Source organism: Chromobacterium sp. INPA-IVC (genome assembly GCF_059047085.1).
The window spans coordinates 35,984-60,272 of the sequence record NZ_JBTNLS010000006.1 but is presented as its reverse complement, the minus strand read 5'-3'; the positions used below and the strand labels follow the sequence as shown (position 1 = coordinate 60,272).

Annotated in this window: 26 protein-coding genes; 20 read left to right on the top strand and 6 right to left on the bottom strand. The window is 63.1% G+C overall.

Features of this window, described 5'->3' with window-relative positions; translation table 11 throughout:
- Nucleotides 1-2: 2 nt before the first annotated feature.
- The gene (locus tag ACX17K_RS11970) at nt 3-704 is read right to left on the bottom strand and encodes a hypothetical protein (protein WP_493774974.1); all 702 of its coding nucleotides are present in this window, start codon (nt 702-704) and stop codon (nt 3-5) included.
- Nucleotides 705-990: 286 nt separating this feature from the next.
- On the opposite strand from ACX17K_RS11970, the gene ACX17K_RS11965 reads away from it, so the two are divergent.
- From ACX17K_RS11965 to ACX17K_RS11955, 3 genes are read left to right on the top strand one after another with little or no spacing between them, the layout of a single operon-like run.
- A complete protein-coding gene (locus tag ACX17K_RS11965) occupies nt 991-3,318 on the top strand; it encodes a sigma-54 interaction domain-containing protein (RefSeq protein WP_493774973.1) in 2,328 nt (775 codons plus the stop codon).
- Nucleotides 3,308-4,501: an S-methyl thiohydantoin desulfurase family protein gene (locus tag ACX17K_RS11960; RefSeq protein WP_493774972.1), complete on the top strand. Its 1,194-nt coding sequence runs from the start codon at nt 3,308-3,310 to the stop codon at nt 4,499-4,501. The genes ACX17K_RS11965 and ACX17K_RS11960 overlap by 11 nt, the downstream gene beginning before the upstream one ends.
- Complete coding sequence (locus ACX17K_RS11955) at nt 4,498-5,241, top strand: aspartate/glutamate racemase family protein (RefSeq protein ID WP_021477693.1); 744 nt, start codon at nt 4,498-4,500, stop codon at nt 5,239-5,241. Before ACX17K_RS11960 ends, ACX17K_RS11955 begins: the two co-directional genes overlap by 4 nt.
- A 45-nt stretch (nt 5,242-5,286) precedes the next feature.
- On the opposite strand, the gene ACX17K_RS11950 is transcribed toward ACX17K_RS11955, so the two are convergent.
- The gene (locus ACX17K_RS11950; RefSeq protein WP_493774971.1) at nt 5,287-6,258 is read right to left on the bottom strand and encodes a bile acid:sodium symporter family protein; all 972 of its coding nucleotides are present in this window, start codon (nt 6,256-6,258) and stop codon (nt 5,287-5,289) included.
- Nucleotides 6,259-6,351: 93 nt separating this feature from the next.
- Between ACX17K_RS11950 and ACX17K_RS11945 the strand changes: the two genes are divergently transcribed.
- Nucleotides 6,352-7,263 carry a LysR family transcriptional regulator gene (locus ACX17K_RS11945; RefSeq protein ID WP_493774970.1) on the top strand — a complete coding sequence of 304 codons (912 nt, stop codon included), beginning with the start codon at nt 6,352-6,354 and terminating at the stop codon, nt 7,261-7,263.
- An 85-nt stretch (nt 7,264-7,348) separates the two neighbouring features.
- On the opposite strand, the gene ACX17K_RS11940 is transcribed toward ACX17K_RS11945, so the two are convergent.
- The 4 genes from ACX17K_RS11940 to ACX17K_RS11925 all read right to left on the bottom strand — a co-directional run bounded on the left by ACX17K_RS11940 (nt 7,349) and on the right by ACX17K_RS11925 (nt 10,186).
- Nucleotides 7,349-7,690: a hypothetical protein gene (locus ACX17K_RS11940; RefSeq protein WP_076226191.1), complete on the bottom strand. Its 342-nt coding sequence runs from the start codon at nt 7,688-7,690 to the stop codon at nt 7,349-7,351.
- A gap of 347 nt (nt 7,691-8,037) precedes the next feature.
- A complete protein-coding gene (locus ACX17K_RS11935) occupies nt 8,038-8,970 on the bottom strand; it encodes an IS5 family transposase (RefSeq protein WP_493774969.1) in 933 nt (310 codons plus the stop codon).
- Nucleotides 8,971-9,043: 73 nt separating this feature from the next.
- The gene (locus ACX17K_RS11930) at nt 9,044-9,364 is read right to left on the bottom strand and encodes a hypothetical protein (protein ID WP_493774968.1); all 321 of its coding nucleotides are present in this window, start codon (nt 9,362-9,364) and stop codon (nt 9,044-9,046) included.
- A gap of 66 nt (nt 9,365-9,430) precedes the next feature.
- Entirely contained in the window at nt 9,431-10,186 is a 756-nt protein-coding gene (locus ACX17K_RS11925) for a hypothetical protein (protein ID WP_493774967.1), read from the bottom strand.
- 208 nt (nt 10,187-10,394) lie between these two features.
- Between ACX17K_RS11925 and ACX17K_RS11920 the strand changes: the two genes are divergently transcribed.
- The 16 genes from ACX17K_RS11920 (at nt 10,395) to fliP (ending at nt 24,285) form a co-directional block, all read left to right on the top strand.
- A protein-coding gene (locus ACX17K_RS11920) for an IS5 family transposase (RefSeq protein WP_493774966.1) occupies nt 10,395-11,197 on the top strand; the annotation gives its coding sequence in 2 pieces (ribosomal slippage) (nt 10,395-10,722 and nt 10,722-11,197; 804 coding nt in all).
- A 279-nt stretch (nt 11,198-11,476) separates the two neighbouring features.
- The gene (locus tag ACX17K_RS11915; protein WP_493774965.1) at nt 11,477-11,950 is read left to right on the top strand and encodes a low molecular weight protein-tyrosine-phosphatase; all 474 of its coding nucleotides are present in this window, start codon (nt 11,477-11,479) and stop codon (nt 11,948-11,950) included.
- 150 nt (nt 11,951-12,100) lie between these two features.
- Nucleotides 12,101-12,757 (top strand): chemotaxis protein CheB, encoded by a 657-nt coding sequence (locus tag ACX17K_RS11910; RefSeq protein WP_493774964.1) that lies wholly within the window; start codon nt 12,101-12,103, stop codon nt 12,755-12,757.
- Between the two features lie 24 nt (nt 12,758-12,781).
- On the top strand, nt 12,782-14,158 hold the full coding sequence (locus ACX17K_RS11905; RefSeq protein ID WP_493774963.1) for a sigma-54-dependent transcriptional regulator: 1,377 nt from the start codon (nt 12,782-12,784) through the stop codon (nt 14,156-14,158).
- Between the two features lie 2 nt (nt 14,159-14,160).
- On the top strand, nt 14,161-14,484 hold the full coding sequence (gene fliE / locus ACX17K_RS11900) for a flagellar hook-basal body complex protein FliE (RefSeq protein WP_021477700.1): 324 nt from the start codon (nt 14,161-14,163) through the stop codon (nt 14,482-14,484).
- Nucleotides 14,485-14,535: 51 nt separating this feature from the next.
- On the top strand, nt 14,536-16,278 hold the full coding sequence (gene fliF, locus ACX17K_RS11895) for a flagellar basal-body MS-ring/collar protein FliF (protein WP_493774962.1): 1,743 nt from the start codon (nt 14,536-14,538) through the stop codon (nt 16,276-16,278).
- Complete coding sequence (gene fliG / locus ACX17K_RS11890) at nt 16,271-17,269, top strand: flagellar motor switch protein FliG (protein WP_021477483.1); 999 nt, start codon at nt 16,271-16,273, stop codon at nt 17,267-17,269. Before fliF ends, fliG begins: the two co-directional genes overlap by 8 nt.
- Nucleotides 17,270-17,294: 25 nt before the next feature.
- Nucleotides 17,295-18,125, top strand: a complete 831-nt coding sequence (locus tag ACX17K_RS11885) for a FliH/SctL family protein (protein ID WP_493774961.1) — start codon at nt 17,295-17,297, stop codon at nt 18,123-18,125.
- Nucleotides 18,106-19,503, top strand: coding sequence for a flagellar protein export ATPase FliI (gene fliI / locus ACX17K_RS11880; protein ID WP_493774960.1), 1,398 nt, complete (start codon nt 18,106-18,108; stop codon nt 19,501-19,503). Before ACX17K_RS11885 ends, fliI begins: the two co-directional genes overlap by 20 nt.
- Before the next feature lie 9 nt (nt 19,504-19,512).
- The gene (gene fliJ / locus ACX17K_RS11875) at nt 19,513-19,965 is read left to right on the top strand and encodes a flagellar export protein FliJ (protein ID WP_493774959.1); all 453 of its coding nucleotides are present in this window, start codon (nt 19,513-19,515) and stop codon (nt 19,963-19,965) included.
- A 54-nt stretch (nt 19,966-20,019) separates the two neighbouring features.
- Nucleotides 20,020-20,982 carry a flagellar hook-length control protein FliK gene (locus ACX17K_RS11870; RefSeq protein ID WP_493774958.1) on the top strand — a complete coding sequence of 321 codons (963 nt, stop codon included), beginning with the start codon at nt 20,020-20,022 and terminating at the stop codon, nt 20,980-20,982.
- A gap of 107 nt (nt 20,983-21,089) precedes the next feature.
- Nucleotides 21,090-21,608 carry a flagellar basal body-associated FliL family protein gene (locus tag ACX17K_RS11865; RefSeq protein ID WP_021477488.1) on the top strand — a complete coding sequence of 173 codons (519 nt, stop codon included), beginning with the start codon at nt 21,090-21,092 and terminating at the stop codon, nt 21,606-21,608.
- A 7-nt stretch (nt 21,609-21,615) separates the two neighbouring features.
- The gene (gene fliM / locus ACX17K_RS11860) at nt 21,616-22,620 is read left to right on the top strand and encodes a flagellar motor switch protein FliM (protein ID WP_493774957.1); all 1,005 of its coding nucleotides are present in this window, start codon (nt 21,616-21,618) and stop codon (nt 22,618-22,620) included.
- Complete coding sequence (fliN, locus tag ACX17K_RS11855) at nt 22,617-23,060, top strand: flagellar motor switch protein FliN (protein ID WP_046157821.1); 444 nt, start codon at nt 22,617-22,619, stop codon at nt 23,058-23,060. The genes fliM and fliN overlap by 4 nt, the downstream gene beginning before the upstream one ends.
- A 5-nt stretch (nt 23,061-23,065) precedes the next feature.
- Nucleotides 23,066-23,533 carry a flagellar biosynthetic protein FliO gene (fliO, locus tag ACX17K_RS11850; RefSeq protein WP_493774956.1) on the top strand — a complete coding sequence of 156 codons (468 nt, stop codon included), beginning with the start codon at nt 23,066-23,068 and terminating at the stop codon, nt 23,531-23,533.
- The gene (gene fliP, locus ACX17K_RS11845; protein WP_493774955.1) at nt 23,533-24,285 is read left to right on the top strand and encodes a flagellar type III secretion system pore protein FliP; all 753 of its coding nucleotides are present in this window, start codon (nt 23,533-23,535) and stop codon (nt 24,283-24,285) included. The genes fliO and fliP overlap by 1 nt, the downstream gene beginning before the upstream one ends.
- Nucleotides 24,286-24,289: the final 4 nt, after the last annotated feature.

The window sequence follows — 24,289 nt, the reverse complement described above, 5'->3', positions numbered from 1 at the left end:
GTTCAGCCCTGCCAGGCGGGCCGGCCTTTGACGGCTTCGACGATCCAGTCGCCGCGATGGTCGTAGATCAGATTGAAGGTGGTGTGGCCTTCGCTGGCGTCGCACAGCGCCGCGCCTTGCCTGCTGTTGTCGAAGTCGATGACGGTGCCGGCGTGGCGGCGGCCGACGCCGGCATAGAAGCGCGGCAGCGGCGCGCAATCGATGTGGCTGTCCGGCTGGGCATCGATGAAGCTGGACATCACCATGCGGCCGTCGCCGGTGCGCACCGCCTGGCCGACATTGCAGGGCCGCCGTCCGGCGTCGTAGTCGGGAATGCTGATGCGAAACGCCTCCTCATCCACGCCGGGGTGGTGGCGGGGGGCGCTCAGCTCCGGTTCGGGGCCCAGGCTCATGGTGACTGCGTTGGGCGCGGGCTGGCCTGAGCGCGAGGCGCGCACCGGCTGGCAGGACATGGCCTGGCCGGAGGGAAGGCCGGCGCGCGGCGCCCGATCAAGGCGGGCCTGGGCGGCGGCGAAGCTGGATGACAACAGTTCCAGGATCAGGATGGAGCCGGTCTCGGAGATCGGCGGCAGCGTCCTGTGGTAGAGGCTGTTGCTGTAGACGGCGCTGTCCGCGCCGGCATAGCGGGCAGGTTCCTGAAACAGGAAGAAGTCCTGAGTGTGTCGGCTGTTGTTGAGAATATTGATGGTGTAGCGAGCGTTCATGCCCAATGTCCGGGTGTGTTTTTTTCGCTGCCGGCCGGCTATGGCCGCTGCGGAGGCATCCGCTGTCTACAGCAGCAAGCGTGCCAGTCTGTAAATTATTGTATTCATTGAGCTTGTCCCGATTCGGCATCCCGTCTGATGGACGAATTCGTCCATATCCCGATTTTCGGGTGGATGAATCGGCGCGCCATCCCGGCTTGTCCACCTTGTCATTTTGAAAGTCATTGGCATAATGCCTTGCCATATTCGGCGCGCCAGTTTGGCGCGCTCTTTGCTCAAGGTCGCCATGGACATTCCCGCACACGATGTTTCTCCGCTTTCCGTCCCGCCTGATCCGGCCGAGCGGGCGATAGGCCAGTCGGCGGTTTTCCAGCGTTTGCTGCAACTGGTGCGGCGGGTGGCGCCGACCGACAAGACGGTGTTGATCTGGGGGCCCACCGGCGCCGGCAAGGAGGTGATCGCCCATGAGCTGCATCGCCACAGCCAGGTGTCTGGCCAGCCTTTCATCGATCTGAACTGCGCGGCGATTCCGGAGCACCTGATGGAGGCCGAGCTGTTCGGCCACGCCCGCGGCGCCTTCACCGGCGCGCAAGGCAGCCGCATCGGGCTGCTGGCCCAGGTGGGCCGGGGGACGTTGTTCCTGGATGAGATCGGCGAGCTGCCGCTGGCCTTGCAGCCCAAGCTGCTGCGGGTGCTGGAAACGCGCAGCTTCCGCCCGCTGGGCTCGGCCGAGCCGCAGCACTTCGCCGGCCGGGTGGTGGCCGCCACCCATCGCGATCTGCAAGCGGCGGTGCGCGATGGCCGTTTCCGCGAGGATCTGTACTACCGCTTGTCGGTATTCGTGCTCAGCCTGCCGGGGCTGGAGCAGCGCCGCGACGACATCCCTTCTCTGGTCGAACATTTCTCCGCGACGCAGCCGCGCCCGCTGCGCTTCGCGCCCGACGCCGTGTTGCGGCTGCAGAACAGCCGCTGGCCCGGCAACGTGCGCCAGCTGCGCAGCCTGGTGGACAGGTTGGGCGTGCTGTCCGACGGCCCGCTGATCACGGCGGCGGCGTTGGACGAATTCCTCGAGCCGCACGCTCATCCGTGGCAGGCCGACGCGGACGAATTGGCGGACGCGATGCTGGCGCTGCCGGGCGAGGACAAGCTGGCGGCGGCGGAGACCTTGCTGCTCAACCGGGCGCTGCAGTTGTGCCAGGGCAACAAGGCCGCGGCCGCGCGCCTGCTGGGCGTGGGGCGCAAAGTGGTGGAGCGCAGGCTGGGCGCGCGGGAAGACAAGCGCCAGACGCTGCGCCGGCTGCTGGAAGAGGGCGGGAGGCTGCTGGAGGCGGGCGATCTCGAGCAGGCGTCCCGCGTTCTGTCGCGCGGCTTGGCTTTGCTGGAGGAGGCGGCGCTGCAGCAGGAGGCGAGGGCGGAGCATTTCCACCTGCTGCGCCAATTGGGCATCTGCCACAGCGCGCGGCATGGTTGGTCCAACGGCGAGGCGCTGTCCTGCTACGAGGCGGCGCTGGCGGTGGGCAGAGAATTGGATTGCGAGCCGGAGATCATGTCCATCCTGTTCGGCATCTGGACCAGCCAGCTGATGTCGCTGGAGCTGGATCGGGCGCGCGGCACCGCGCAGCAGATGCTGCAGCGCGGCCAAGCGGCCGGCGATGCCTGCGCGCTGGCCGACGCCCATTTCGTGATGGCCAACACCCTGTTCTGGCTGGGCGACCACGCCGAGGTGTTGGCCTGCCTGGAGCGGGGCGGCTTGCTGGGCGGCGGCCCGGGGCGGCGCATGGGCACCCAGGGTTTTGATCTGAGCGGGCTGGTGTTGACCTTCGAGGGGCTGGCGGCCTTCCAGCTGGGGCAGTTCGCCCGGGCGCGGAGCGCGCTGGAGGCGCTGCTGGCGAGGCGGGCCGGCGAGGACCAGCCCTTCAGCCACGCCATCGCGCTGCAGGGCGCGGTATGGCTGGCCTGCCTGTTCGAAGACGCGTCGCTGGGCGATCTGGCGGCGCAGATGGAGCAGCTGTCCCGGCAGCACGGCTTCGCTTTTTACCTGGGCATCGCCCAGTTTTTCCTTGGTTGCCATCTGGCCCGCAGCGGCCGCGACGAGGAGGCGGAGGCCGCGATGCAAGAGGGCTATCAGGGGCAGATGCTGCGCCATGGCGGCAAGCTGTTCCACTCCTTCTACGCCTGGCGGCGCTGCGAGCTGTTGTTGGCGTCGGGACGGGCGTCCGAGAGCAGGGCGCTGGCCGAGCAGGCGCTGGAACTGGCGATGGCGCACAAGGAGCGGGCCTATCTGGGCGAGTTGCTGATCGCGCGCGCCAGCGCGCTGAGGGCGCAGGGCGATCCGGCCGGCGCCGAGCAAGGCTTGCGCAGCGCATTGACCACGGCGGAAGCCTTGGGCGCGGTGCCGCCCAGGGTGGAGGCCGCGGCCCGGCTGGCGGATCTTTTGGCCGCGTCGGGCAGGGAAGAACAGGCGCGGGAGATGCTGGAAACCACCTTGCGGGCCTGCGATGGCCGCGGGGAGCCGGCCCACCCCGTGCTGCAAAGGGCGCGTCGCCTGCTCGGCGGCTTGCCGGGCGGCCGCGCCGACCATAACGCAACAACAGGTGCAAGCCATGGCTTTTGAACTTTCATCCCGCGATCTGGAACCCTTGCTGCAAGGCGCGTGCTTTTTCGGCAGCGGCGGCGGCGGGACGATGATTTCCGCCCGTCATCTGGCGGCGAATTTCCGCAGCGGCGATTATTACCCGACCGACAAGGTGCGGGTGGTGGACGTGGACGAGGCGACCGACGGCGACTGCGTGATGGTGGCCTATATGGGCGCGCCGGATGCGATCAACCAGGTGCAATGGCCGAACGGGCCGGTGGAGGCCGCGCGCGCCGCGCAGCAACGGCTGGAGTCGCAGGGACGCAAGCTGGCCTACGTGGTGGCGCCGGAAAGCGGCGCGCTGGGTTTCGTGGTGGCCAGCCTGGTGGCGGCCAAGCTGGGTCTGGCGGTGGTGGACGCCGACGGCGCCGGCCGCGCGGTGCCGTCCTTGCCGATGCTGACCTACGCCGCCGCCGGCATCCCGCCGACGCCCGCTTTCCTGGCCGGCGAGAGCGGTTTGTGCGTGGAGCTGGGCGTGCGCATGCCGCCGCCGGACGGCAAGCCGCAGGAAGATGTTTCCACCGTGGTGGAGCAGATGCTGCGTCCCATTCTGACCAATCCGCAGTTCGGACAATTCGGCGGCTTGGCGATGTGGATCATGTCGCCGGAACAACTGGGCGGAGCGCTGCCGGTGCGCGGCACCCTGAGCCGGGCGCTGAAGCTGGGCCGCGCGCTGCAGGACGGCAAGGTGAAGACCGCGGAGGCGATGCTGGACTTCCTGCGCCGTGAGCTCGACATCAAGGGCAAGCTGCTGTTCGGCCCGGCGACGCTGGCGTCGTCCGAGGTGAGCACCGCCGGCGGCTTCGATCTGGGCAAGGTGAGCCTGGAGGACGGCGAGCGCCGCTGCACGGTGCTGTACCAGAACGAATCGCTGCTGGCTTGGGACAGCGCGGTCTCCCATCCGCTGGCGACCGCGCCGGACGCCATCAGCTACTTCGTCGAAGGTGATGGCCAGCATGTGTTCAGCAACGGCGACCTGTCGGGCGATGACCATGGCCTGGACCCGGCCGTGCGCGGCCGCAAGGCGGCGGTGATCGCATTGCCGGCCGCCGCGCCGCTGCGCAAGGGACTGATCCTGCAGAGTTTCGCCGACGAACTGGCGCAGCTTGGCTACCTGGGGCCGTACGCGCCGGTGGACGCCGGCCGGGAGGGCGCGCGATGAGCTTGCGCATCTGCGTGCTGGTGCCGGTGGGCGTCGATACCTTCAACCAGCCGATACTGGAATCCATCCGCCCGGTGATCCCGGCCGATGTCGAGGTGGAGGTGCGCAACCTGCCGCGCGGCACCAGCCACATCCAGGACCGTATCGACTGGCTGGCGAACGGTCTGGCCGTGGTGGAGACGGCGCTGCAGTTGGAGCGCGAAGGTTTCGACGGCATCTGGCTCAGCGATTTCGACATGTGCGGCGTCGAAGCCGCGCGCGAGGCGGTGAACATCCCGATCGTCGGCGGCTTTCCGACGGCGGCGTTCAGCGCGCTGCTGCTCAGCCAGCGCTTCTCCATCGTCACCGTGTTGCAGTCGACGCTGGCGATGCAGCATGGCCACGTCCAGGCTTACGGCCTGCAGGATTCGTTCAGCTCGATCCGCGCGATAGACTGCCCGGTGGACCAGCTGTCCAATATGGATGTGGTGGTGCCCAAGGTGTACGAGTGCGCGCTGGAGGCCGTGCGCCGCGACGGTGCGCAGTCCATCCTGCTGGGCTGCACCGGCTTCGTCGGCGTGGCGCGCCGGGTGGAGCAGCTGCTGGAGGCGACACTGGGCTGCTACGTGCCGGTGATCGATCCCAACCAGGCCGGTTTCAGTCTGTTGCTGTCGCTGGTGAGGATGCGGGTGCGCCCTAGCCGGCTGTGCTACGGCAAGGAGTCGCTGCCGGTCATCACCTCGCTGTCGCGGCAGGCCTGACGGCGTGTCGATGAAAAATCCCCGCTGCGGCGGGGATTTTTGCTGTCAGGCGCGGGCTTCGGCCAGGTGCCGTTTGCGGAAGCGCTGGGCCAGCATCGCGCACACCATCAGCTGGATCTGGTGGAACAGCATCAAGGGCAGCACGATGGCGCCGATCGCGTGGCCGGCGAATAGCACCTTGGCCATCGGCACCCCGCTTGCCAGGCTCTTCTTCGAGCCGCAGAACAAGATGGTGATCTGGTCCTCGCGGCTGAAGCCCAGCTTGCGGCCGGCCAGCGAGGTGATCGCCAGCAGCAGGCCCAGCAGGATGGCGTTGACCGCCAGCAGGCCGGCCAGCGCCGTCGGCGGCGTCTGTTGCCATAGCCCGCTGGTCACCGCCGCGCTGAACGCGGTGTACACCACCATCAGGATCGACCCCTGGTCCACGTATTTCAGCAGGGCCTTGTGCTTGTCCACCCAGCCGCCTATCCAGCGGCGGGCGATCTGGCCGGCGATGAAGGGCAGCAGCAACTGGTAGACGATGTCCAGCGCCGATCCCATGTTCTGCGCCGCGCCGCCGTGGCCGGCCACCAGCCAGCCCACCAGCAGCGGGGTGATGAAAATGCCCAGCAGATTGGACGCGGTGGCGCTGCAGATGGCGGCCGGCACATTGCCCTGGGCCATCGAGGTGAAGGCGATCGACGACTGCACGGTGGACGGCAGCATGCACAGGTAGAGCACGCCCAGGTACAGCTCCGGCGTCACCAGCGGCGTCAGCACCGGCTTGAGCAGCAGACCCAGCAGCGGGAACAGCGCGAAAGTGCAGGTGAGTACGGTCAGGTGCAGCCGCCAGTGGCCGGCGCCGGCCACCACCGCCTCGCGCGACAGCTTGGCGCCGTGCAGGAAGAACAGCAGGCCGATCGCCAGATTGGTGGCCAGGTTGAGGATTTGCGCGGCCTCGCCGGAGCAGGGCAACAGGCTGGCCAGCGTGACGGTGGCCAGCAATGCGAGGGTGAAGGAGTCCAACAGCTTGGGCATGGCATCGGGCATTCGTTGTTTGATCTTGCTATTGAAGCGCGGATTAATTAAGAATACAAATGCATTTATCTGATCAATTAAAAAGATATTTTTATGAATTTCACGCTGAGGCAGCTAAGAGCTTTCTGCCGGGTGGCCGAGCACGCCAGTTTCAGCCGGGCCGGCGATGAGCTGGGCCTGACCCAGCCGGCGGTCAGCCGCACGGTGCGCGAGCTGGAGCAGGCGCTGGAATTGCGCTTGCTGGACCGCACCACCCGCGAAGTGGCGCTGACTGCGGCCGGCGCGCGGCTGCTGCCCAAGCTCAGGCGGGCGCTGGCGGAGTTGGACGAGGTGCTGGACGCCGCGCGCAAGGAGAGCGAGCAGGCGCTGGGCAGCGTCCACGTCGCCAGCAGCCCAACGCTGTCGGCGAGCCTGATGCCGGCCATCGTTTCCGCCAGCCGCGAGCGCTATCCGCAGCTGGGCCTGCATCTGCACGACCAGGTTCAACGCCTGAACGTCGCGGCGGTGCGCGGCGGCGAGGTGGACTTCGGCCTGGTGGTGGAGCCGGAGCCTTGCGACGATCTGGAACAGCAGACGGTGCTGGTCGACGACTTCTGGCTGGTGTGCCGCGCCGATCACCGACTGGCCGCGAGCGAATCGGTGGCATGGAGGCAGTTGAACGGAGAGACGCTGGTATTGCTGGACGGCAGCTCTGGCAGCCGGCCGCTGATAGACCAACTGTTGCGCGAACATGGCCTGGATTGTCCGGTGGCGCAGCAATTGGGCCATTCCAACTCGGTGTTCCGCATGGTGGCCGCCGGCATCGGCGTCAGCGTGTCGCCTGGGTTGGCCATGCCCTTGCCGGCGGATTGCGGTCTGGCGGCGCGGCGATTGTCGCCGGGGGCCAGCCGCCGCATCGTGCTGATCCGCAGGCGCAACCGTACCTTGTCTCCGGCGGCGGAGCGGGTATGGCAGCTGGTGCTGGAGATGCGCGGACAGTTGCAAGCGCTGGCGCAAGGCGTTTGAGCTAGAGCGCGCAGTCGACGGGCGCGAAGTCGAAAAGATGAGCTGCCCGGACGCGGCCATGGCGGCGCGTCCGGGCGGTTGCGGCTTACTGGGCGGTATTGGAAGCCCAGACCGGAATCTTGGGCTCGTAGATCACCAGATTGCCGTCATCCTGCATGGTGACGAAACATCCCGGCTTGCCGTTGGTGCCGGACGCCCACAGCGCTTTGCCGTGGAAGTCGTACAGCACGAAGTTGCCATCGGTCTGCATGATGGCGCGCATGGCGTCCTTGCCATTGGTGTTGGAGGCCCACAGCGGGTGGTGGTTGGCCATCCGGTACAGCACCAGATTGCCGTCGCTTTGCAGAATCAGCTGGTAGGCGCCGTTGGTCGACAGCAGGTATTCATTGATGCCGAGGACCTGATTGGGAAGTAGGGTATTTGCCATGTTGCCACTCCTTGAAATGAGGTTGTCAAGAAACGCTAAGGCAGGATGCAATATGAATGAGGTTGGGCGACTTTCTTAATGCCAACCGCCATTGACATGCCGACTGCATGCTATTTTCAATTGACCGATGGCGCAATATATAAATCCCTGGAATGTGGGTATTTGGGCGGGAAATATGGATTTCATGTCTTAAAGTACAGCTTTGTTTTTCGATGCATTGCTTTTTTGGCACATCGAGTGATTTGAAATGGAGGTTTCGAAATGTCGGTGCCGCTATTTTGATAATTAGGTGGGCTTTGTTGCATAAATAGGCTTTGGCATACAGAGCCCCCTTTCCCCGGACGGATTTATGGCATGCGCACCGTCATCGGCGTCCCGAGCCGCGTGAAGCGGTTCAAGATCGTCGCTCGCACTTGGAGCTCTGCGACTTGACGGTCGAAGTCCCTTGCCATTACCCGCTCGCCCAGCAGCTTGAAACAGTGCATCTTGGTTTCCACCAGGCTGCGGCGATGGTAACCGCTCCATTTCCTCCAGATCGCTCGTCCCAGAAGCCGGGTAGCACGCAGTATCTCGTTTCGGACATGGGCGCCCAACCGATTTTCCTTCCACGGCTTGGCATTCTTCCGGGTAGGAATCACCGCCTCGGCTTTTCGCTTGGCAATCGCTTCATGGCAGCCTTTGGTGTCGTAGGCACCATCGCCACTTACTGCAGCAATACTTTCCCCCGCGGGAATCTGGTCCAGCAACTCCGGCAACATTGGCGCATCGCCCACCGCGTTGTCGGTCATTTCAATCGCCCGGATTTCCAGCGTCTGCGCATCAATGTCCAAATGCACCTTGCGCCACTGACGGCGGTACTCCGCGCCGTGTTTCTTCGTTTTCCATTCGCCTTCACCCAGCATCTTGATGCCGGTGCTGTCGATCAACAGGTGCAGCCCGGTCGTGGTTGGACGGCAAGGAATGGCCACCTGCAAATGTTTTTGCCGCCGGCACACGGTGCTGTAGTCCGGCGTCAGCCAGTCCAGTCCCGCCAGTTTGAGCAGGCTTTGCACCATACCCACTGCCTGTCGGAGCGCAAGATTGAACAGGCATTTGATCGTCAGGCAGAACTGAATGGCGGCATCGCTGAAGGTCGGTGTCCGTCCACGTTTGTCGAGCGCAGAGCCATGCCAGCGCATATCACGGTCCAACCAGATCATCAGCGACCCACGTGCCTTGAGCGCGGCATTGTAGGTCTTCCAGTTAGTGGTCTTGTACTTGGGCGGGGCGGGCTTGCTCATGCCGTCATTCTACCCCGCCTGCTGGGAGGGTGATTTGTGCAACAAAGTCACTTCAAATCATAGGCAATACTCACTACTCATTAATATTCACTTTTTTAATTTTCCGGACATATACAACCTCAACCTTGTCAGAAAATATTCCTCCAAAAACAGTTCCCACTCTCAGCTTGATTTCAAAATCTTCATTCTTTGGCGTATAGACACTCAGTACGACAACAATTGGCATATGCGCTTTAGAAGATTTCATGGCCTTAATCACACAACCGGGGTGGTTCGTCTCTAACCACTTCTTTGCCATATCACGCGCAATCTTGTCACGGCGCCCCATCTCCCAATATATATAATAAAAAAAAGGGATCATGAATAAAGCCGGCACAACTTTCTGCATCCACATTGCAAATTACCTTGCAGCAAGCCTTGCACACTAACGTGTGCAAGGTTATCTAATTAAAGCTTGGCTTTATGCCATTTGCTCTTCAAACTCATAGTGACCACCACCGCCACCACCACCTTCACTAAATCCACCACCAGGCTCAATCGTACTACCGGCATCACTACCAAATACATTACCAGACCCAATACCGAATGGCCCTTCATATTCAGACTTGGTACATTCATATGGATTCGTAGTAACCTTGGGCTCAGTACTAAACTCATACGGCTTGCCGGACTCACTACTGGAGCCTAGCGACACGCCATATGTCACACTTGCACCAGGTGTTCCGACCACTGTCGATACCGTTCCGGGTGTTCCAGGCGCATAACCTATACCGGTTCCATTTGGTGCTATTGCCGTGCCAGAGAAACCAGCTAGGTGGTCTGCGGCTGTCCCATTCACAACAGTACCGGCCATGCCCCCAGCTCCTGGCGTGCCAACGCCAGCATATGCAATTTTATTTCCCGATCCATCATTGCACACGCCGGCCACAATACCATATGCACCACCACCAACACATCCGAATACTTGCGATGGTGCGGAATTAGGAGATGCGGTCGCTTTTGGCTCTGCATAAGTATGTTGCTCTGCAACTTTTTGTCCACTCAGAGTGACAATTGTCGATGGTGTAATAGCAACACTTGCTTTAGCAGCGATGGCTTGTGGTTGAGAAGCAATATTCTGACTAGCAGGCGGAGCTGAAGTTTGTTTTGCAGCCCCATCTTCAATTGGCGCTCCCCCTAAAGCACTTAGCGGAAGGCCTATTCTCATCATTCTCATCACAGTTCTCTATGCATAAATTATTATTCAACACAGCAAAGCCATTGTCATAATAATTCAACATCATTTTGAACTGCAACTATCCAACTCGAACTTGCCATTTAAATCGACTAACCATCCCTTCACTCAATAAAAAATTTCAAAAATGCGCTTGGCGCCGCTAACAAAACCTTTTGATGCTGGATGCGTATGCCCGCATTTGGCGAAGATGAAACGGAAAGTCGTCAGTCAGAAGCTCTGGAAGTCATTGCAGCCGCTACTCCCCCCGCCACCGCGCTCCCGCCGAGGTGGGCGGCCACGGTTGGATGATTTTGCAGCGCTCAACGGCATCTTGTTTGTTCTCACCACCGGCATTCCTTGGGAGGACCTTCCACAGGAACTCGGTTTTGGCAGCGGGATGACCTGCTGGCGAAGACTACGCGACTGGCAAGCGCTAGGCATATGGGACCGCCTACGCCTCGCCCTGCTGATACAACTGCGCCAACACGATCAAATTGATTGGAGCCGGGCCAGCATTGATGGGGCTAGCGTTGCCAGCCCCCCGGGGGCCAAGGGACCGGTCCCAACCCCACCGATCGAGGTAAATGCGGTAGCAAACGGCACGTCATCGTAGATCGCCGAGGTTTGCCACTGGCGCTGAGCATTACCGGCGCCAACCGACACGACTCCATGGTCTTCGAAACTTTGGTCGATGCGATTCCTGCTGTTCCTGGTTTGCCAGGGCGGCCCAGGCAAAAGCCTTACAAGCTGTATACAGACAAAGGCTACGATTACCGCCGTTGCCGTGAACACCTGAGCCGGCGCGGAATCTTGGCGCGAATTGCTCGTCGTGGAGTGGAAAGCAGTGAGAGACAGGGTCGCCACCGTTGGGTGGTAGAACGTACTCATTCTTGGCTAGCTAGCTTCGGCAAGTTGCGCATCCGCTTTGAGCGGCGGCTGGATACGCATTACGCCTTGCTCAAACTGGCTTTCTCATTGATCTGTCTGCGATTTATCGACAGGTTTTGTTAGCGGGTCTTGTTACTTATTTGATTTTATTGATGTTGTCTATTGAGTAATGAATTGGGGTGGGCGGGCTATTTCTGCTGGGTGTGGGGCTGGTAGTGCTTATATGGATGTAAGATGGGGGTTGATGCGGCTCCTATGCCTGCGTGTATTGGTAGTTGAAAGGCAAATTTCATGTCAACATTCGCTCATAAGCTACTGATTTCTTTGTGCTGAGATGTGCGGGTATGAGCAAAGTTTGATGTGTTTTTTTTGGCTAATTTAATTCATATATCTTTGTTTTGTATGAAGAAAATATCTATTTTGTTTGTCTGCCACGGCAATATCTGCCGATCACCCACCGCTGAGGGCGTGATGCGGGAACGGCTGGCCGCGACGGGGTGGTCGGGGCGGATCCGGCTGGACTCCGCCGGCACCCATGGTTATCACGTTGGCGAGCCGCCGGACGCGCGCAGCATGCGCGCCGCCGCCGGGCGGGGATATGATCTTTCCGCGCAGCGGGCGCGCCAGGTGGCTGATGGAGACTTCTCCGATTTCGACCTGATCCTGGCCGCGGACCGCCATAACCTGGACGACCTGCGCCGGCGTTGTCCGCCGGAGTTCTACGATCGTCTGCACCTGATGCTGGAGCCGTTGGGAGAGGGGCGGGAGGTGCCTGACCCGTATTACGGCGGCGACCGAGGTTTCGAGCAGGTGCTGGACCTGCTGGAGGCCGCCTGCGATGCCTGGCTGGCCCGGATAGAGGCCGGATTGCGTTGAACGCCTGACCGGAGTCGGCGCTCCTGCTAAGCTATCTGAAACAACCCAGTCACGCCTGGGCGGGCCGAAGCCGACGGCCGCGCGGGCGAACTCTGTCTGCAAGGTAAAAACATGGCCTTGACTTCGCGAGAGCGAGCGAACAAGACTCCCTTGGAAATCGTCCCCAGCCACAGCGCGGACGTGATCCTGCCGCGCCAGCCGACCAAGACGCCGCTGGCCAGCCAGACCGTCATCGTCATCGGCTCCTCCACTGGCGGCACCGAGGCCTTGCGCACGCTGCTGACCACGCTGCCCGCCAATATGCCGCCGATTCTGATTGCCCAGCACATGCCGGAAATGTTCACCCATTCGTTCGCGCAGCGGCTGGACTCGCTGTGCCGCTTGCGGGTGAAGGAGGCGGAGGATAATGAAAGGCTGCAACCCGGCACCGTCTACATCGCGCCCGGCCATTCCCATTTGTTGATCAAGAGCGCGCCGACGATAGGCTACAGCACCTCGCTGAACAACGGTCCGGCGGTGAATCGCCATCGACCGTCGGTGGATGTGCTGTTCCGCTCCGCCGCCAATCTGGTCGGCAAGAACAGCATAGGGGTCATCCTGACCGGCATGGGCCGCGACGGCGCCAACGGCATGCTGGAGATGCGGCAGGCCGGCGCCTGGAACATCGCCCAGGACGAGACGAGCTGCGTGGTGTTCGGCATGCCCAAGGAGGCGATCGCCATCGGCGCCACTCACGAGGTGCTGGCGCTCGGCAGCATCGCCCAGCGGCTGGTCACGCTGGCGCATCAGCGCCAGCCATCGGTATAACCATAATAAGAAGCATTGGACTCCATGAAGTATCTTCCGATTCTGGTGGTCGAGGACGACGCCGACTTGCGCGAAGCCATCGTCGACACGCTGTCGCTGGCCGGCTATCCGACGCTGGAGGCCGCCGACGGCGGCGCCGCCTTGCTGAAACTGGCCAAGGAGCCGGTGGGGCTGATCATTTCCGACGCGCAGATGGCGCCGATGGACGGCTACGACCTGTTCGAGGAGGCGAAGAAGCGCTATCCCGGCGTGCCTTTCATCCTGATGACGGCCTATGGCGTGATCGAGCGCGCGATCGAGCTGTTGCGGGCCGGCGCCGCCCATTATCTGCTCAAGCCCTTCGAGCCGCAGAGCCTGCTCGCCGAGGTGGAGAAGCATCTGTTGGCGATGCCGGGCGACGATGGCGGGGAAGTGGTGGCGGAGTCGGCTGCGATGCGCCAGCTGTTCGCGTTGGCGGGCAGGGTGGCGCAGAGCGACGCCAGCGTGATGATTTCCGGCCCCAGCGGCAGCGGCAAGGAAGTGCTGGCGCGCTACATCCATCGCCATTCCCGGCGCGGCGCCGGGCCTTTCGTCGCCGTCAACTGCGCGGCGATCCCGGACAATCTGCTGGAGTCCACGCTGTTCGGCCATGAGCGCGGCGCCTTCACCGGCGCGGCGCAGGCGCTGCCGGGCAAGTTCGAGCAAGCTCAGGCGGGCACCATTTTGCTGGACGAAGTGACCGAGATGCCGCTGCCGCTGCAGGCCAAGCTGCTGCGGGTGCTGCAGGAGCGCGAGGTGGAGCGGATAGGCAGCACTCGAGCCATCAAGCTGGACATCCGCGTGCTGGCCACATCCAACCGCGATTTGCAGGCGGCGGTGGAGGCGGGAAATTTCAGGGAAGACCTGTATTTTCGTCTGAATGTCTTTCCCTTGCGGATACCCGCGCTGGCCGAGCGCCAGGATGATATCCTGCCGCTGGCACGATTCCTGCTTAAAAAACATGCAGAGGCCGCCGGGCGAGCGTCTTTGGTATTTTCCAGGGATGCGGAACGTCATTTGACGGCCTATAGTTGGGAGGGTAACATCCGCGAACTGGATAATGTCGTGCAGCGGGCGGTCATTCTTGCCGCCGGGGCGGAAATTCTTGCCGCCGATCTGATGCTGGGCGATATTGCAGGCGTGGGGCAGTTTACCCGGACAGAGTCCGAATCGGACAGTTCGGTGTCGGGTGAAACCGACATGAAAACCCTTGAAAAACGCCATATTCTGGAAACATTGGCGGCAGTCGGCGGAGTGAAGAAGCTGGCTGCGGAGAAACTGGGCATCAGCGAGCGCACTTTGCGCTATAAATTGCAGCGTTACCGTGATGAAGACGCTGCGGATGCCGGTGGAGATGTTCCAGAGGGAAATGGCACGGAGTAGCCATGTCAGTCAATAATATCGACCAGTTGCTGGGCGAGCTGAAAAGCGCGGCGGCGCTGGCTTCAGGCAAACAGCCGCAGGCGACTCAGCAGACGCCGCAGGTCGACTTTTCCGACGTGCTCAAATCAACGATAGAGCAGGTCAATTCGGCGCAGCAGACATCGGAGGAGATGCAAAAGCAGTTTCAGCTGGGCGACAACAAGGAGGTCAATCTGCAGGACGTGATGGTATCGCTGCAGAAAGCCAGCCTGTCGTTCCAGACGATGGTTCAGGCGCGAAACAAGCTGGTCAGCGCCTATCAGGAAATCATGAATACTCAAGTCTAGCGCTGCCTTGCCACGGCCCGGCGGCGGTGGACCTAAACCATAAACCACCGTATGGCTGATCTGGCAGAAGAAAACGCTACTCCAGTTTGGCGCGCGCGACTGAACGAAGCGGGTGACCGCTTCAAGGCGCTGCCGAATAACCGAAAAATCCTGTTTCTTACGGCGCTGGCCGCGATTTTCGCCGTCGTCGTCGGCGCAGTGCTCCTCAATCGCACGCCTTCCTACAAGATACTGTTCTCCAATCTGGCCGATCGCGACGGCGGCCAGGTCACGGCCGCGCTGCAGCAGATGAACGTTCCCTACCAATTGGGCGAGGGGGGCGTGGTTTCCGTTCCGGCGGACAAGGTCTACGATGTCCGGTTGAAGCTGGCGGCCCAGGGCTTGCCCAAGGCCAGCGGCGTCGGCTTCGAGCTGATGGACAATCAGAAGTTCGGCATCAGCCAGTTCGCCGAGCAGGTCAATTACCAGCGTTCCATCGAGGGCGAGCTCGCCCGCACCATCGAGGCTGTTTCCTCGGTGCAGAGCGCCCGCGTCCACATCGCGACCCCCAAGCAGAGCGTGTTCGTCCGCGAGCAGCAGTCGCCCACCGCCTCGGTGATGCTGCAGCTGTATCCGGGGCGGATGCTGGATGGCGGCCAGGTGGCGGGCATTCTGCACCTGGTGTCCAGCTCGGTGCCGAACCTGCCGCTGAAGAACGTCACCATCGTCGATCAGGATGGCAATCTGCTGTCCAAGCAAACCGGCCCCGATGACAATTCCGGCCTGGACCAGCGCCAGCTGGGCTTCGTGCGCCAGATCGAGGAAGGCTACGTCAAGCGGATCGAAGACATCCTGGAGCCCATCTTCGGCCACGGCAATGCCCGCGCCCAAGTGACGGCCAACGTCGACTTCTCCGAAACCGAGCAGACCTCGGAGACCTACCGGCCCAACTCCAATCCCAACCCTTCGGCCACCCGCAGCCAGCAGATCAGCGAAAAACTGGTCAATGGCTCGGCGAACCCCACAGGGGTGCCGGGCGCCTTGTCCAACCAGCCGCCGTCCGCGGCGTCGGCGCCGATCACGCTGCCGCCGGGCGCCGCGCCGGGCACTGCCAACCTGTCCGGCCTGGGCGTCAGCGCCAGCGGCACGCTGCAGCGCGACATCACCACCAATTATGAGGTCGACAAGACCATACAGCACACCAAGGTGCCCACCGGCGTGGTCAAGCGCCTGTCGGCGGCCGTGGTGGTCAATTACCGCCGGATGCCGGACAAGAGCGGCGAGATGAAGCCGACGCCGCTGACGCCGCAGGAAGTGCAGCAGATCAACAATCTGGTCAAAGAGGCGATGGGCTACAACACCGGGCGCGGCGACACGCTGAACGTGGTCAACGCCGCCTTCGCCGACAATGCCCAGCCCGTCACCATGCAGGAGCGGGTGATCGATTACGTCAGCGGCAACGGCACCAGCCTGATCAAGTACGGCCTGCTGGCGATCGCGGTGCTGTACTTGCTGTTCGGCGTGGTGCGTCCCGTCATGCGCGATCTGGTCAGGCCGCCGGCGCCTGCGGGCGGCGCGGAGGGCGAGGCCGGCGCCGCCGGAGCGGTGGGTGCCGGGGGGCGTTTGCTGGGCGTGGCCGGAGAAGAAGGCGAGCCAGGCGTCGCGGGCGCCGTGATGGCCGGCGCCGGCGAAGACCCGCGCGAAGCGCAGAAGCGCCAATACAGCAGCAATCTGGAAGCCGTGCGCGAGCTGGTGAAGTCTGATCCGCGCATGGCGGCCCAGGTCATCAAGGAATGGATAAGCGCCGATGAGTGATAACGGAATACGCAAAAGCGCCGTGCTGCTGTTCAGTCTCGGCCAGAACGAGGCGGTCGAGGTGTTTAAGTATCTCGGTCCCAAGGAAGTGCAGAAGATTTCCCTGGCGATGGCGGCGATCAACAACCTCAGCTACGAGCAGATCGACGAGGTGGTGGCCGAATTCCGCAAGGAGTGCGACGCGCGCGCCAGCATCGGCGCGTCCGACGAATATCTGCGCAACGTGCTGATCGAGGCGTTGGGGCCGGACAAGGCCGCCAACCTGCTGGACAAGATCATGCAGGGCAACGATCACAGCGGCATCGAGAGCCTGAAGTGGATGGACCCGTCGTCCGCCGCCGACTTGATCCGCCACGAACACCCGCAGATCATCGCCACCATCCTGGTGCATCTGGAGCCGGATCTGTCCAGCTCCATCCTGGCCTTCTTCCCGGAGCGGATGCGCAACGAGGTGCTGATCCGGACCGCGACGCTGGAAGGCGTGCAGCCGCAGGCGCTGCGCGAACTCAACGATGTGCTGACCCAGCTGCTGTCCGGCTCGGACCGCATCAAGAAAAGCGCGTCCGGCGGCGTCGGCCTCACCGCGGAAATCCTCAACTTCATGGGCGGCAACGTCGAGGCGTCGGCGCTCAGCTTCATCCGCGAGTACGATCCCGAATTGGCTCAGCGCATCCAGGACAAGATGTTCGTGTTCGAGAACCTGCTGGACATCGACGACCGCTCGATCCAGACGATTCTGCGCGAAGTTCAGTCCGACTCCCTGGTGATCGCGCTGAAAGGCACCAGCACCGATCTCAAGGAAAAGATCTTCCGCAACATGTCCCAGCGCGCGGCGGAAATGCTGCGCGACGATCTGGAGTCCAAGGGGCCGGTCAAACTGTCCGAAGTGGAAGCCGAGCAGAAGGAAATCCTCAAGGTGGTGCGCAAGCTCGCCGACGACGGCCAGATCGTGCTAGGCAGCAAGGGCGGCGATGAAGGCCTCATCGAGTAACGGACCCATCATTTCCGGCGAGGATTTGGAGAGCTGGAGCAGTTGGAGCCCGGCATCGCTGGATGGCTTCACCCAGGCGCTGTCCCCGGCCCAATTGGTGGCAATGGCGCAAATGCGCCGCCCAGGCGTGAGCCTGGCCGAGCGCATCGCGGCCTCCGAGCCCGAATCGTCCGCGCCGATCCCGCTGGCCGAGGCTGAAGCGCTGGCCGAGCAGGCCGAGGCTGAAACCGAGGAGGCCGAGCCGGAGGCGCCGGCATTGGGCTACCCCACTGCCGCCGAGCTGGAGGCCATTCATCAGGAAGCCTGGCAGACGGGCCATGACGCCGGTCTGGAGGCCGGGCGGACGGAAGGGTTCGAGCAGGGCTTGCAGGCCGGGCGGGAGCAGGGCGAGGCGGATGCGCGCGCCGAGCACTTGCCCAGGCTGGAGCAGGCCTGGCAGGCGTTGAGCGAGATGGGCGCGAGCTTTTCCGGCGAGCTGGCCCAAATGGAGCAGGCGCTTTCCCGGGATGTGCTGCGGCTTGCCTGGGGCCTGGCTCAGAAACTGGTGCAGCAGAAGATAGCTCAGGACGAGCAGGTTTTGCTGCCGCTGTTGCAGGCGGCGCTGGCGGAATTGCCGTCCACGCTGGCCAGCGCCCGCTTGCGCGTCAACCCGGCCGACTTGGCCGCCGCGCGCGAATTCCTGCGGCAGGAAACGCCGGAGACGGCATGGCAGTGGGTCGAGGATCCGCAGATGAGCCGCGGAGGCTGCGTGATCGACGCCAGTTCGGTGCGGCTGGATATGGCGCTGGAGACTCGGCTGGCGGCGTTGAGCCGGGCGTTGGGGCTGGAGGACGGAGATGAGCGGCAGCCTGATTGAGCGTCAGCGCGACTGGCTGGCGTCCTGCGGCGCGGCCGCGGAGACGGCCAAGCTGTGGCAGCCTTGCGGCCGCCTGGTCCGCGTCACCGGGATGGTGATGGAGGCGGTGGGCATCAAGCTGCCGGTGGGCGGCGCCTGCCGCGTGGCATTGGCGGACGACCATTCGGTGGAAGCCGAGGTGGTGGGCTTTTCCGGCGACAAAGTGTTCCTGATGCCGCTCTCCAATGTTCATGGCCTGCTGCCCGGCACGCCGGTATTTCCCTTGCCGTCTTTCAATCCTCCCCGCTATGGCCATGATGGCGGCGCGGCGCCGGCCGCCAATGGCGCGGTCGGCCGCCAGGTGCCGGTGGGCGCCAGCCTGCTCGGCAGAGTGCTAGATTCGCTGGGACGGCCGCTGGACGGCCTGGGTCCCATTCACCCCGACGCTTGGTTTCCCTTGTACAGCCAGCCGATGAACCCCTTGCACCGCACGCCGGTGCACGATGTGCTGGATGTCGGCGTGCGCGCGATCAACGGCTTGCTGACGGTTGGGCGCGGCCAGCGGCTGGGCCTGTTCGCCGGCTCCGGCGTCGGCAAGTCGGTGTTGCTGGGCATGATGGCGCGCTTCACCAAAGCCGACGTGGTGGTGGTGGGGCTGATCGGCGAGCGGGGCCGGGAAGTGAAGGACTTCATCGAGAACATCCTTGGCGAGGAAGGTCGGGCCCGTTCCGTGGTGGTGGCCGCGCCGGCCGACATGCCCCCGCTGATGCGGTTGCACGGCGCCGCTTACGCCACCGCGCTGGCCGAGTATTTTCGCGCCCAGGGGCTGGATGTGCTGCTGCTGATGGACTCGGTCACTCGTTACGCGATGGCGCAACGCGAGATCGCGCTGGCGATCGGCGAGCCGCCAGTGACCAAGGGTTACCCGCCGTCGGTGTTCGCGCGGCTGCCGCAGCTGATCGAGCGCGCCGGCAATGGGGAGGAAGGCGGCGGCTCCATCACCGGCTTCTACACCGTTCTGTCCGAAGGCGACGATCAGCAGGATCCGATCGCCGACTCGGCCCGCGCCATTCTGGACGGCCACTTCGTGTTGTCGCGCGATCTGGCCGAGGCGGGCCACTATCCGGCGATAGATATCGAGCAGTCGATCAGCCGGGTGATGGTGGATGTGGTGCCGCAGCAGCAGATGGAGCTGGCCCGCCATTTCAAGCAGCTGTATTCCCGTTATCAGCGCAATCGGGACCTGATCAGCGTCGGCGCCTATGTCTCCGGGTCCGACCCGGTGCTGGACGACGCCATGCGCCGTCAGCTGCCCATGGTCAGCTTTCTGATGCAGCCTATGCACGAGTCGCACGATTACGCCTCCTGCTGCCAGCAGCTGGCCGGCGTGCTGGCCTGAGCCTGACTCATGGCGGCCAGCAAGTACGAGCTGCTGATTCATCTCGCCGACGAGCGCCAGCAGGCGGCGGCGGAGCGGATGGGCATGGCGCAGAGCCGCTTGGCGGAGTCCCGCTCGCGTCTGGACCAACTGGACGCTTTTCGCGAGGAGTATCGGCAACGGCTGGTGAGCGGCGGCGGGCAGGGCATCTCCATCATCCAATACCAGGACTTTCGCCGCTTTCTGTCACGGCTGGACGAGGCGATGATCCAGCAGCAGCAGGATGTCGACCGTTGCGCGCAGCGCTTCGTGATGGAGCGCCAGGCCTGGCAGATGGAGTACAAGAAGTTCAAGGCCTACGAGAAGCTGCTGCAGCGGGAGCGGGAGCGGGAGGCGCAGAAAGAGGCCAGGCTGCAGCAGAAGCAGATGGACGAATTCGCCACCCGCCAGTTTTGGGACCGCTCCCACGGCAACGATTCCTGACTTGGCACGCTCCTTGCTTTGTTTGGCCTCGTTACACTCAGTCGAGGCATCGTCATGACCATCATTGTGAATACGCTGGCTGCCAAGGCCGGTCCGGCGGCTTCCACCGGCGCCGCGGGCGCGGCAGGTTCGGCTGTCAATGCCGGCGCGGGCAGCGCGGCAGGGGATCTGTTCGCCAGCTTGCTGGGCATCCAGATGAGTACGATGGGGGCGACGTTGCCGGGAATGACGGACAGCGTCTCTTCCGGCGAGGATAAGCCCGCCGACGACGACAAGCCCGCTGCCAAGAGCGATGATGGCGACGCCGGCCTGCAGGCGGCGCTGGCGATGCCGATGCTGACGGCCCTGCAGGTTCAGCCGCAGCACGCTGAAGTCAAGGCCCCGACCCAGGACCTGCTCGCCCAGCAACCTGCGGCCAAGCTTGATCCAGCGCTGCTGTTGCCGACGACGAAGCAAGGCTTCAACTGGCAGGAGAACCAGCAAAAATTGCCGGACCCGGATGCTTCGGCTGCGCAATTCTTGCCGCTGCAGCAATTGCAGCAGGCGCAGCCCCAGCAATCCGCCCATGTCCAGGCAGCCAACGCCAACATGCCGCAGCTGAGCTTGCCGCAAACGCTGACCGACCCGAACTGGGGCAAGGCGCTGGGCGAGCAGGTGATGAGCATGGTCAGCCTGAAAATGGATAAGGCGCAGATCCAGCTGAATCCGCCGCAATTGGGTCCGATCGAGGTGACGCTGAAAATGAACGGCACCGATCAGGCTCAGGTATTGTTCACGGCGGCGGTGCCGGCCACCCGCGAAGCGCTGGAAAACAATATGCACCGTTTGGGTTCCATGCTGTCCTCCAATGGCATCCAGCTGACCGATTCCCAGGTTTCCAGCGGCAATTCCGGCCAGCAGCAACAGGCTTACCAGCAGAAGAAAGGACAGTCCCAGCCCATCATCGGCGAGGCCGAGGGGGTGGACGCATTGAGCGTGATCAAGACTGCGCGCGGCATACTCAGCATCTTTGCTTGACCCGATTTGAGATTGACACTGTTCAGCAGGCCGAGAAAACAGGAAAATATGGCCGGGAAATCGTTTAAGATTTCACTAGGAACTCCATAAAGAACAGGTCATAACTTATGTCGGATGATAAAAAGGCGGACAAGGCGGAAAAAAAGGCGGGAGGGGGCGGCAACAAGCTGATGCTGATTGTCATCATTCTGCTGATTCTGGTGCTGGGCGCCGTGGGGGGCTTGGCTGCCTATATGTTCACCAATATGAACAAGCCGGCGGGGGCTCAGGCCGAGCAGGTTCATGAAAAGCCGAAGAAAAAGCACGACGGGCCGCCGATCTTCGAAAAGATGGACACCTTCGTGGTCAATCTGGCTGGCAATGACGGTAGCCTGTTGCAGATCGACATGCAGGCCGAGCTTGGCGATGAGGAAGCCAAGAAGAAATTCACCGACTACGCTCCCAAGGTCCGCAGCGCGGTCATCCTGTTGCTGTCGTCCAAGACCGCGGCCGAGGTCAGCACCGCCGAAGGCAAGGTCAAGCTGAAGGCGCAGGTCAAACAGATCATCAACGAGGCGATGGACGCGGGCGAGGAGCCCGTGGTCGACAGCGTCCTCTTCACTTCCTTCATCATCCAGAAGCAGTAGGCGCGCCATGGGCGACGATATTCTGTCCCAGGAAGAGGTAGACGCCCTACTGCGGGGCGTCTCCGGCGAGGACGAAGATGAGGAAGGCGGGCAGGATGGCCAGGGTGTCCGAGGCTATGACATCGGCCGGCAGGAGCGCATCGTACGCGGCCGGATGCCGACGCTGGAAATCATCAACGAACGCTTCGCGCGCAATTTGCGCATCGGCCTGTTCAACTTCCTGAGGCGCAACGCGGAAATTTCGGTGGGGCCGGTGCGGGTGCAGAAGTACAGCGAATTCATCCGCAACCTGGTGGTGCCGACCAACCTGAACCTTGTTCACGTCAAGCCGATGCGTGGAACCGGCTTGTTGATCTTCGATCCCGATCTGGTGTTCCTGATCGTCGACAATCTGTTCGGCAGCGATGGCCGCTACCACGTGCGGGTGGAGGGCCGGGATTTCACCCCGACCGAGCAGCGCATCATCCACCGCCTGCTGGAAGTCGTGTTCGCCGAATGCCAGAAAGCCTGGGAGCCGGTGTATCCGATCGAGTTCGTCTACCTGCGTTCGGAAATGAACACCCAGTTCGCCAACATCGCCACGCCCACCGAAGTGGTGGTGGCGATGACATTCCATATCGAATTGGGCGCGGGCGGCGGCGACTTCCACATCTGCCTGCCGTACTCTATGGTGGAGCCGATCCGCGATCTGCTGTCCAGCACCATGCAGGCCGACCGCACCGAGGTGGATAACCGCTGGGTCAATCTGATGACCCACCAGGTGCAGGCGGCCGAAGTGGAGCTGGTGGCCAGCCTCGCGCACGCCAAGGTGACGCTGGGGCAGATACTGAATCTGAAGAACGGCGACGTGGTGATGGTGGAAATACCGGAGCGGGTGGAGGCGGACGTGTCCGGCATCCCGGTGTTCGAGGCCAGTTACGGCACCGTGCAGGGCCGATACGCGCTGAAGGTGGAAAAGATACTGGCGGGGACCAACGAGTTCCTGGAGTCCCCCGGAGAGCATGAGCAATGAGCGAAGAAGAATTGCAGGGCGGCGCGGCCGGCGCCGAAGAGGAAGTGTCGATGGACGACTGGGCCGCCGCGATGGCGGAGCAGGAGACCGTCGAGAGCGCGCCGCCGGCGGAGTCCGAGGCGGTGCCTGCCCAGGGCCTGTTCCAGGAGATCGGCGCCGGGGCGGTGGCGGGCGGTCCGCCCAATCTGGACATGATTCTGGACATCCCGGTCCAGTTGACGGTTGAGCTGGGGCGCACCAAGATCGCGATCCGCAACCTGCTGCAACTGGCGCAGGGCTCGGTGGTGGAGCTGGACGGCATGGCCGGCGAACCGATGGACGTGCTGGTCAACGGCTGCCTGATCGCCCAGGGCGAAGTGGTGGTGGTCAACGACAAGTTCGGCATCCGCCTGACCGACATCATCACTCCGGCGGAACGCATACGGCGACTGCAGAAATAATGGATATGGGCAAACTCGTGAAAGTGCGCCTGGCGCTGCGAGGCGCACTTTGCTTTGCGGCGTCTTCGCCCTTGTGGGCGGCGACGGCCGCCGTTCCCGCGCCGGCAGCCGCGCCGTCGCCGTTCGCCAGCCTGGTGCAGGTGATCCTGGGCCTGGCGGTGGTGCTGGGCGCCATCGTCGGCGTGGCCTGGCTGTTCAAGCGCCTGTCCGGCGGGGCGCTGGGCGGGGCGGGCCGCGTCCGCGTCGTCGGCGGCACCATGGTCGGCCAGAAGGAGCGGGTGGTGATCGTCGAGCTGGAGGGCGAATGGCTGGTGCTGGGCGTGACGCCGCAGCAGGTCAATCTGCTCAACAAGATGCCGCGGCCGGAGGGCGCGGAGCAGGAGCGGGCGGAGCCGGCCGAGCCGTTTGTGCGCTGGTTGAAGGCCGCTTTGGACAAGAGCCGCGAGGCGCAGCGGCGGCGGCAGGACAAATGATGAAGAAAAAGATCGTGATCGCCCTGCTGTCCGGCGGGGCGTTGCTGTCGCCGTTGCTGGCGGACGCGGCGGCGGGGCTGCCGCTGATGACCAGCACGCCGGCGGCGGGCGGCGGACAGAATTACTCGCTCAGCCTGCAGATGCTGCTGTTCATGACGGCGCTGACCTTCATTCCGGCGATGCTGCTGATGATGACGGCCTTCACCCGCATTGTGATCGTGCTGTCGCTGCTGAGGCAGGCGCTGGGCACTACCCAGTCGCCGCCCAACCAGGTGATCGTCGGCCTGGCGCTGTTTTTGACGCTGTTCGTGATGGGACCCACTTTCGACCAGGTGTACGCCAAGGCCTGGGTGCCGTTCTCCGACGACAAGATCAGCTTCAACCAGGCGCTGGACGAGGGCAGCAAGCCGATGAAGGCCTTCATGCTGCGCCAGACGCGGGAGAAGGATCTGGCCTTCTTCATCGAGATTTCCCAGTCGCCCAAACCGCAGAGCAAGGAAGACGTGTCGATGAAGACGCTGATTCCGGCTTTCGCCATCAGCGAACTGAAAACCGCGTTCCAGATCGGCTTCATGATCTTCATCCCCTTCATGATCATCGACCTCGTCGTCGCCAGCATCCTGATGGCGATGGGCATGATGATGGTGTCGCCGGTCACCATCTCCTTGCCGTTCAAGATGATGCTGTTCGTGCTGGTGGATGGCTGGACGCTGCTGATGGGCTCGTTGGTGCAGAGTTTCTACACGGGATGACGGC

Bases quoted from the DNA above. Each gene is read 5' to 3' on its own strand.
- ACX17K_RS11970 (WP_493774974.1), bottom strand. From the start codon at position 704: ATGAACGCTCGCTACACCATCAATATTCTCAACAACAGCCGACACACT.
- ACX17K_RS11965 (WP_493774973.1), top strand. From the start codon at position 991: ATGGACATTCCCGCACACGATGTTTCTCCGCTTTCCGTCCCGCCTGAT.
- ACX17K_RS11960 (WP_493774972.1), top strand. From the start codon at position 3,308: ATGGCTTTTGAACTTTCATCCCGCGATCTGGAACCCTTGCTGCAAGGC.
- ACX17K_RS11955 (WP_021477693.1), top strand. From the start codon at position 4,498: ATGAGCTTGCGCATCTGCGTGCTGGTGCCGGTGGGCGTCGATACCTTC.
- ACX17K_RS11950 (WP_493774971.1), bottom strand. From the start codon at position 6,258: ATGCCCAAGCTGTTGGACTCCTTCACCCTCGCATTGCTGGCCACCGTC.
- ACX17K_RS11945 (WP_493774970.1), top strand. From the start codon at position 6,352: ATGAATTTCACGCTGAGGCAGCTAAGAGCTTTCTGCCGGGTGGCCGAG.
- ACX17K_RS11940 (WP_076226191.1), bottom strand. From the start codon at position 7,690: ATGGCAAATACCCTACTTCCCAATCAGGTCCTCGGCATCAATGAATAC.
- ACX17K_RS11935 (WP_493774969.1), bottom strand. From the start codon at position 8,970: ATGAGCAAGCCCGCCCCGCCCAAGTACAAGACCACTAACTGGAAGACC.
- ACX17K_RS11930 (WP_493774968.1), bottom strand. From the start codon at position 9,364: ATGTGGATGCAGAAAGTTGTGCCGGCTTTATTCATGATCCCTTTTTTT.
- ACX17K_RS11925 (WP_493774967.1), bottom strand. From the start codon at position 10,186: ATGAGAATGATGAGAATAGGCCTTCCGCTAAGTGCTTTAGGGGGAGCG.
- ACX17K_RS11915 (WP_493774965.1), top strand. From the start codon at position 11,477: ATGAAGAAAATATCTATTTTGTTTGTCTGCCACGGCAATATCTGCCGA.
- ACX17K_RS11905 (WP_493774963.1), top strand. From the start codon at position 12,782: ATGAAGTATCTTCCGATTCTGGTGGTCGAGGACGACGCCGACTTGCGC.
- fliE (WP_021477700.1), top strand. From the start codon at position 14,161: ATGTCAGTCAATAATATCGACCAGTTGCTGGGCGAGCTGAAAAGCGCG.
- fliF (WP_493774962.1), top strand. From the start codon at position 14,536: ATGGCTGATCTGGCAGAAGAAAACGCTACTCCAGTTTGGCGCGCGCGA.
- fliG (WP_021477483.1), top strand. From the start codon at position 16,271: ATGAGTGATAACGGAATACGCAAAAGCGCCGTGCTGCTGTTCAGTCTC.
- fliI (WP_493774960.1), top strand. From the start codon at position 18,106: ATGAGCGGCAGCCTGATTGAGCGTCAGCGCGACTGGCTGGCGTCCTGC.
- fliJ (WP_493774959.1), top strand. From the start codon at position 19,513: ATGGCGGCCAGCAAGTACGAGCTGCTGATTCATCTCGCCGACGAGCGC.
- ACX17K_RS11870 (WP_493774958.1), top strand. From the start codon at position 20,020: ATGACCATCATTGTGAATACGCTGGCTGCCAAGGCCGGTCCGGCGGCT.
- ACX17K_RS11865 (WP_021477488.1), top strand. From the start codon at position 21,090: ATGTCGGATGATAAAAAGGCGGACAAGGCGGAAAAAAAGGCGGGAGGG.
- fliM (WP_493774957.1), top strand. From the start codon at position 21,616: ATGGGCGACGATATTCTGTCCCAGGAAGAGGTAGACGCCCTACTGCGG.
- fliN (WP_046157821.1), top strand. From the start codon at position 22,617: ATGAGCGAAGAAGAATTGCAGGGCGGCGCGGCCGGCGCCGAAGAGGAA.
- fliO (WP_493774956.1), top strand. From the start codon at position 23,066: ATGGGCAAACTCGTGAAAGTGCGCCTGGCGCTGCGAGGCGCACTTTGC.
- fliP (WP_493774955.1), top strand. From the start codon at position 23,533: ATGAAGAAAAAGATCGTGATCGCCCTGCTGTCCGGCGGGGCGTTGCTG.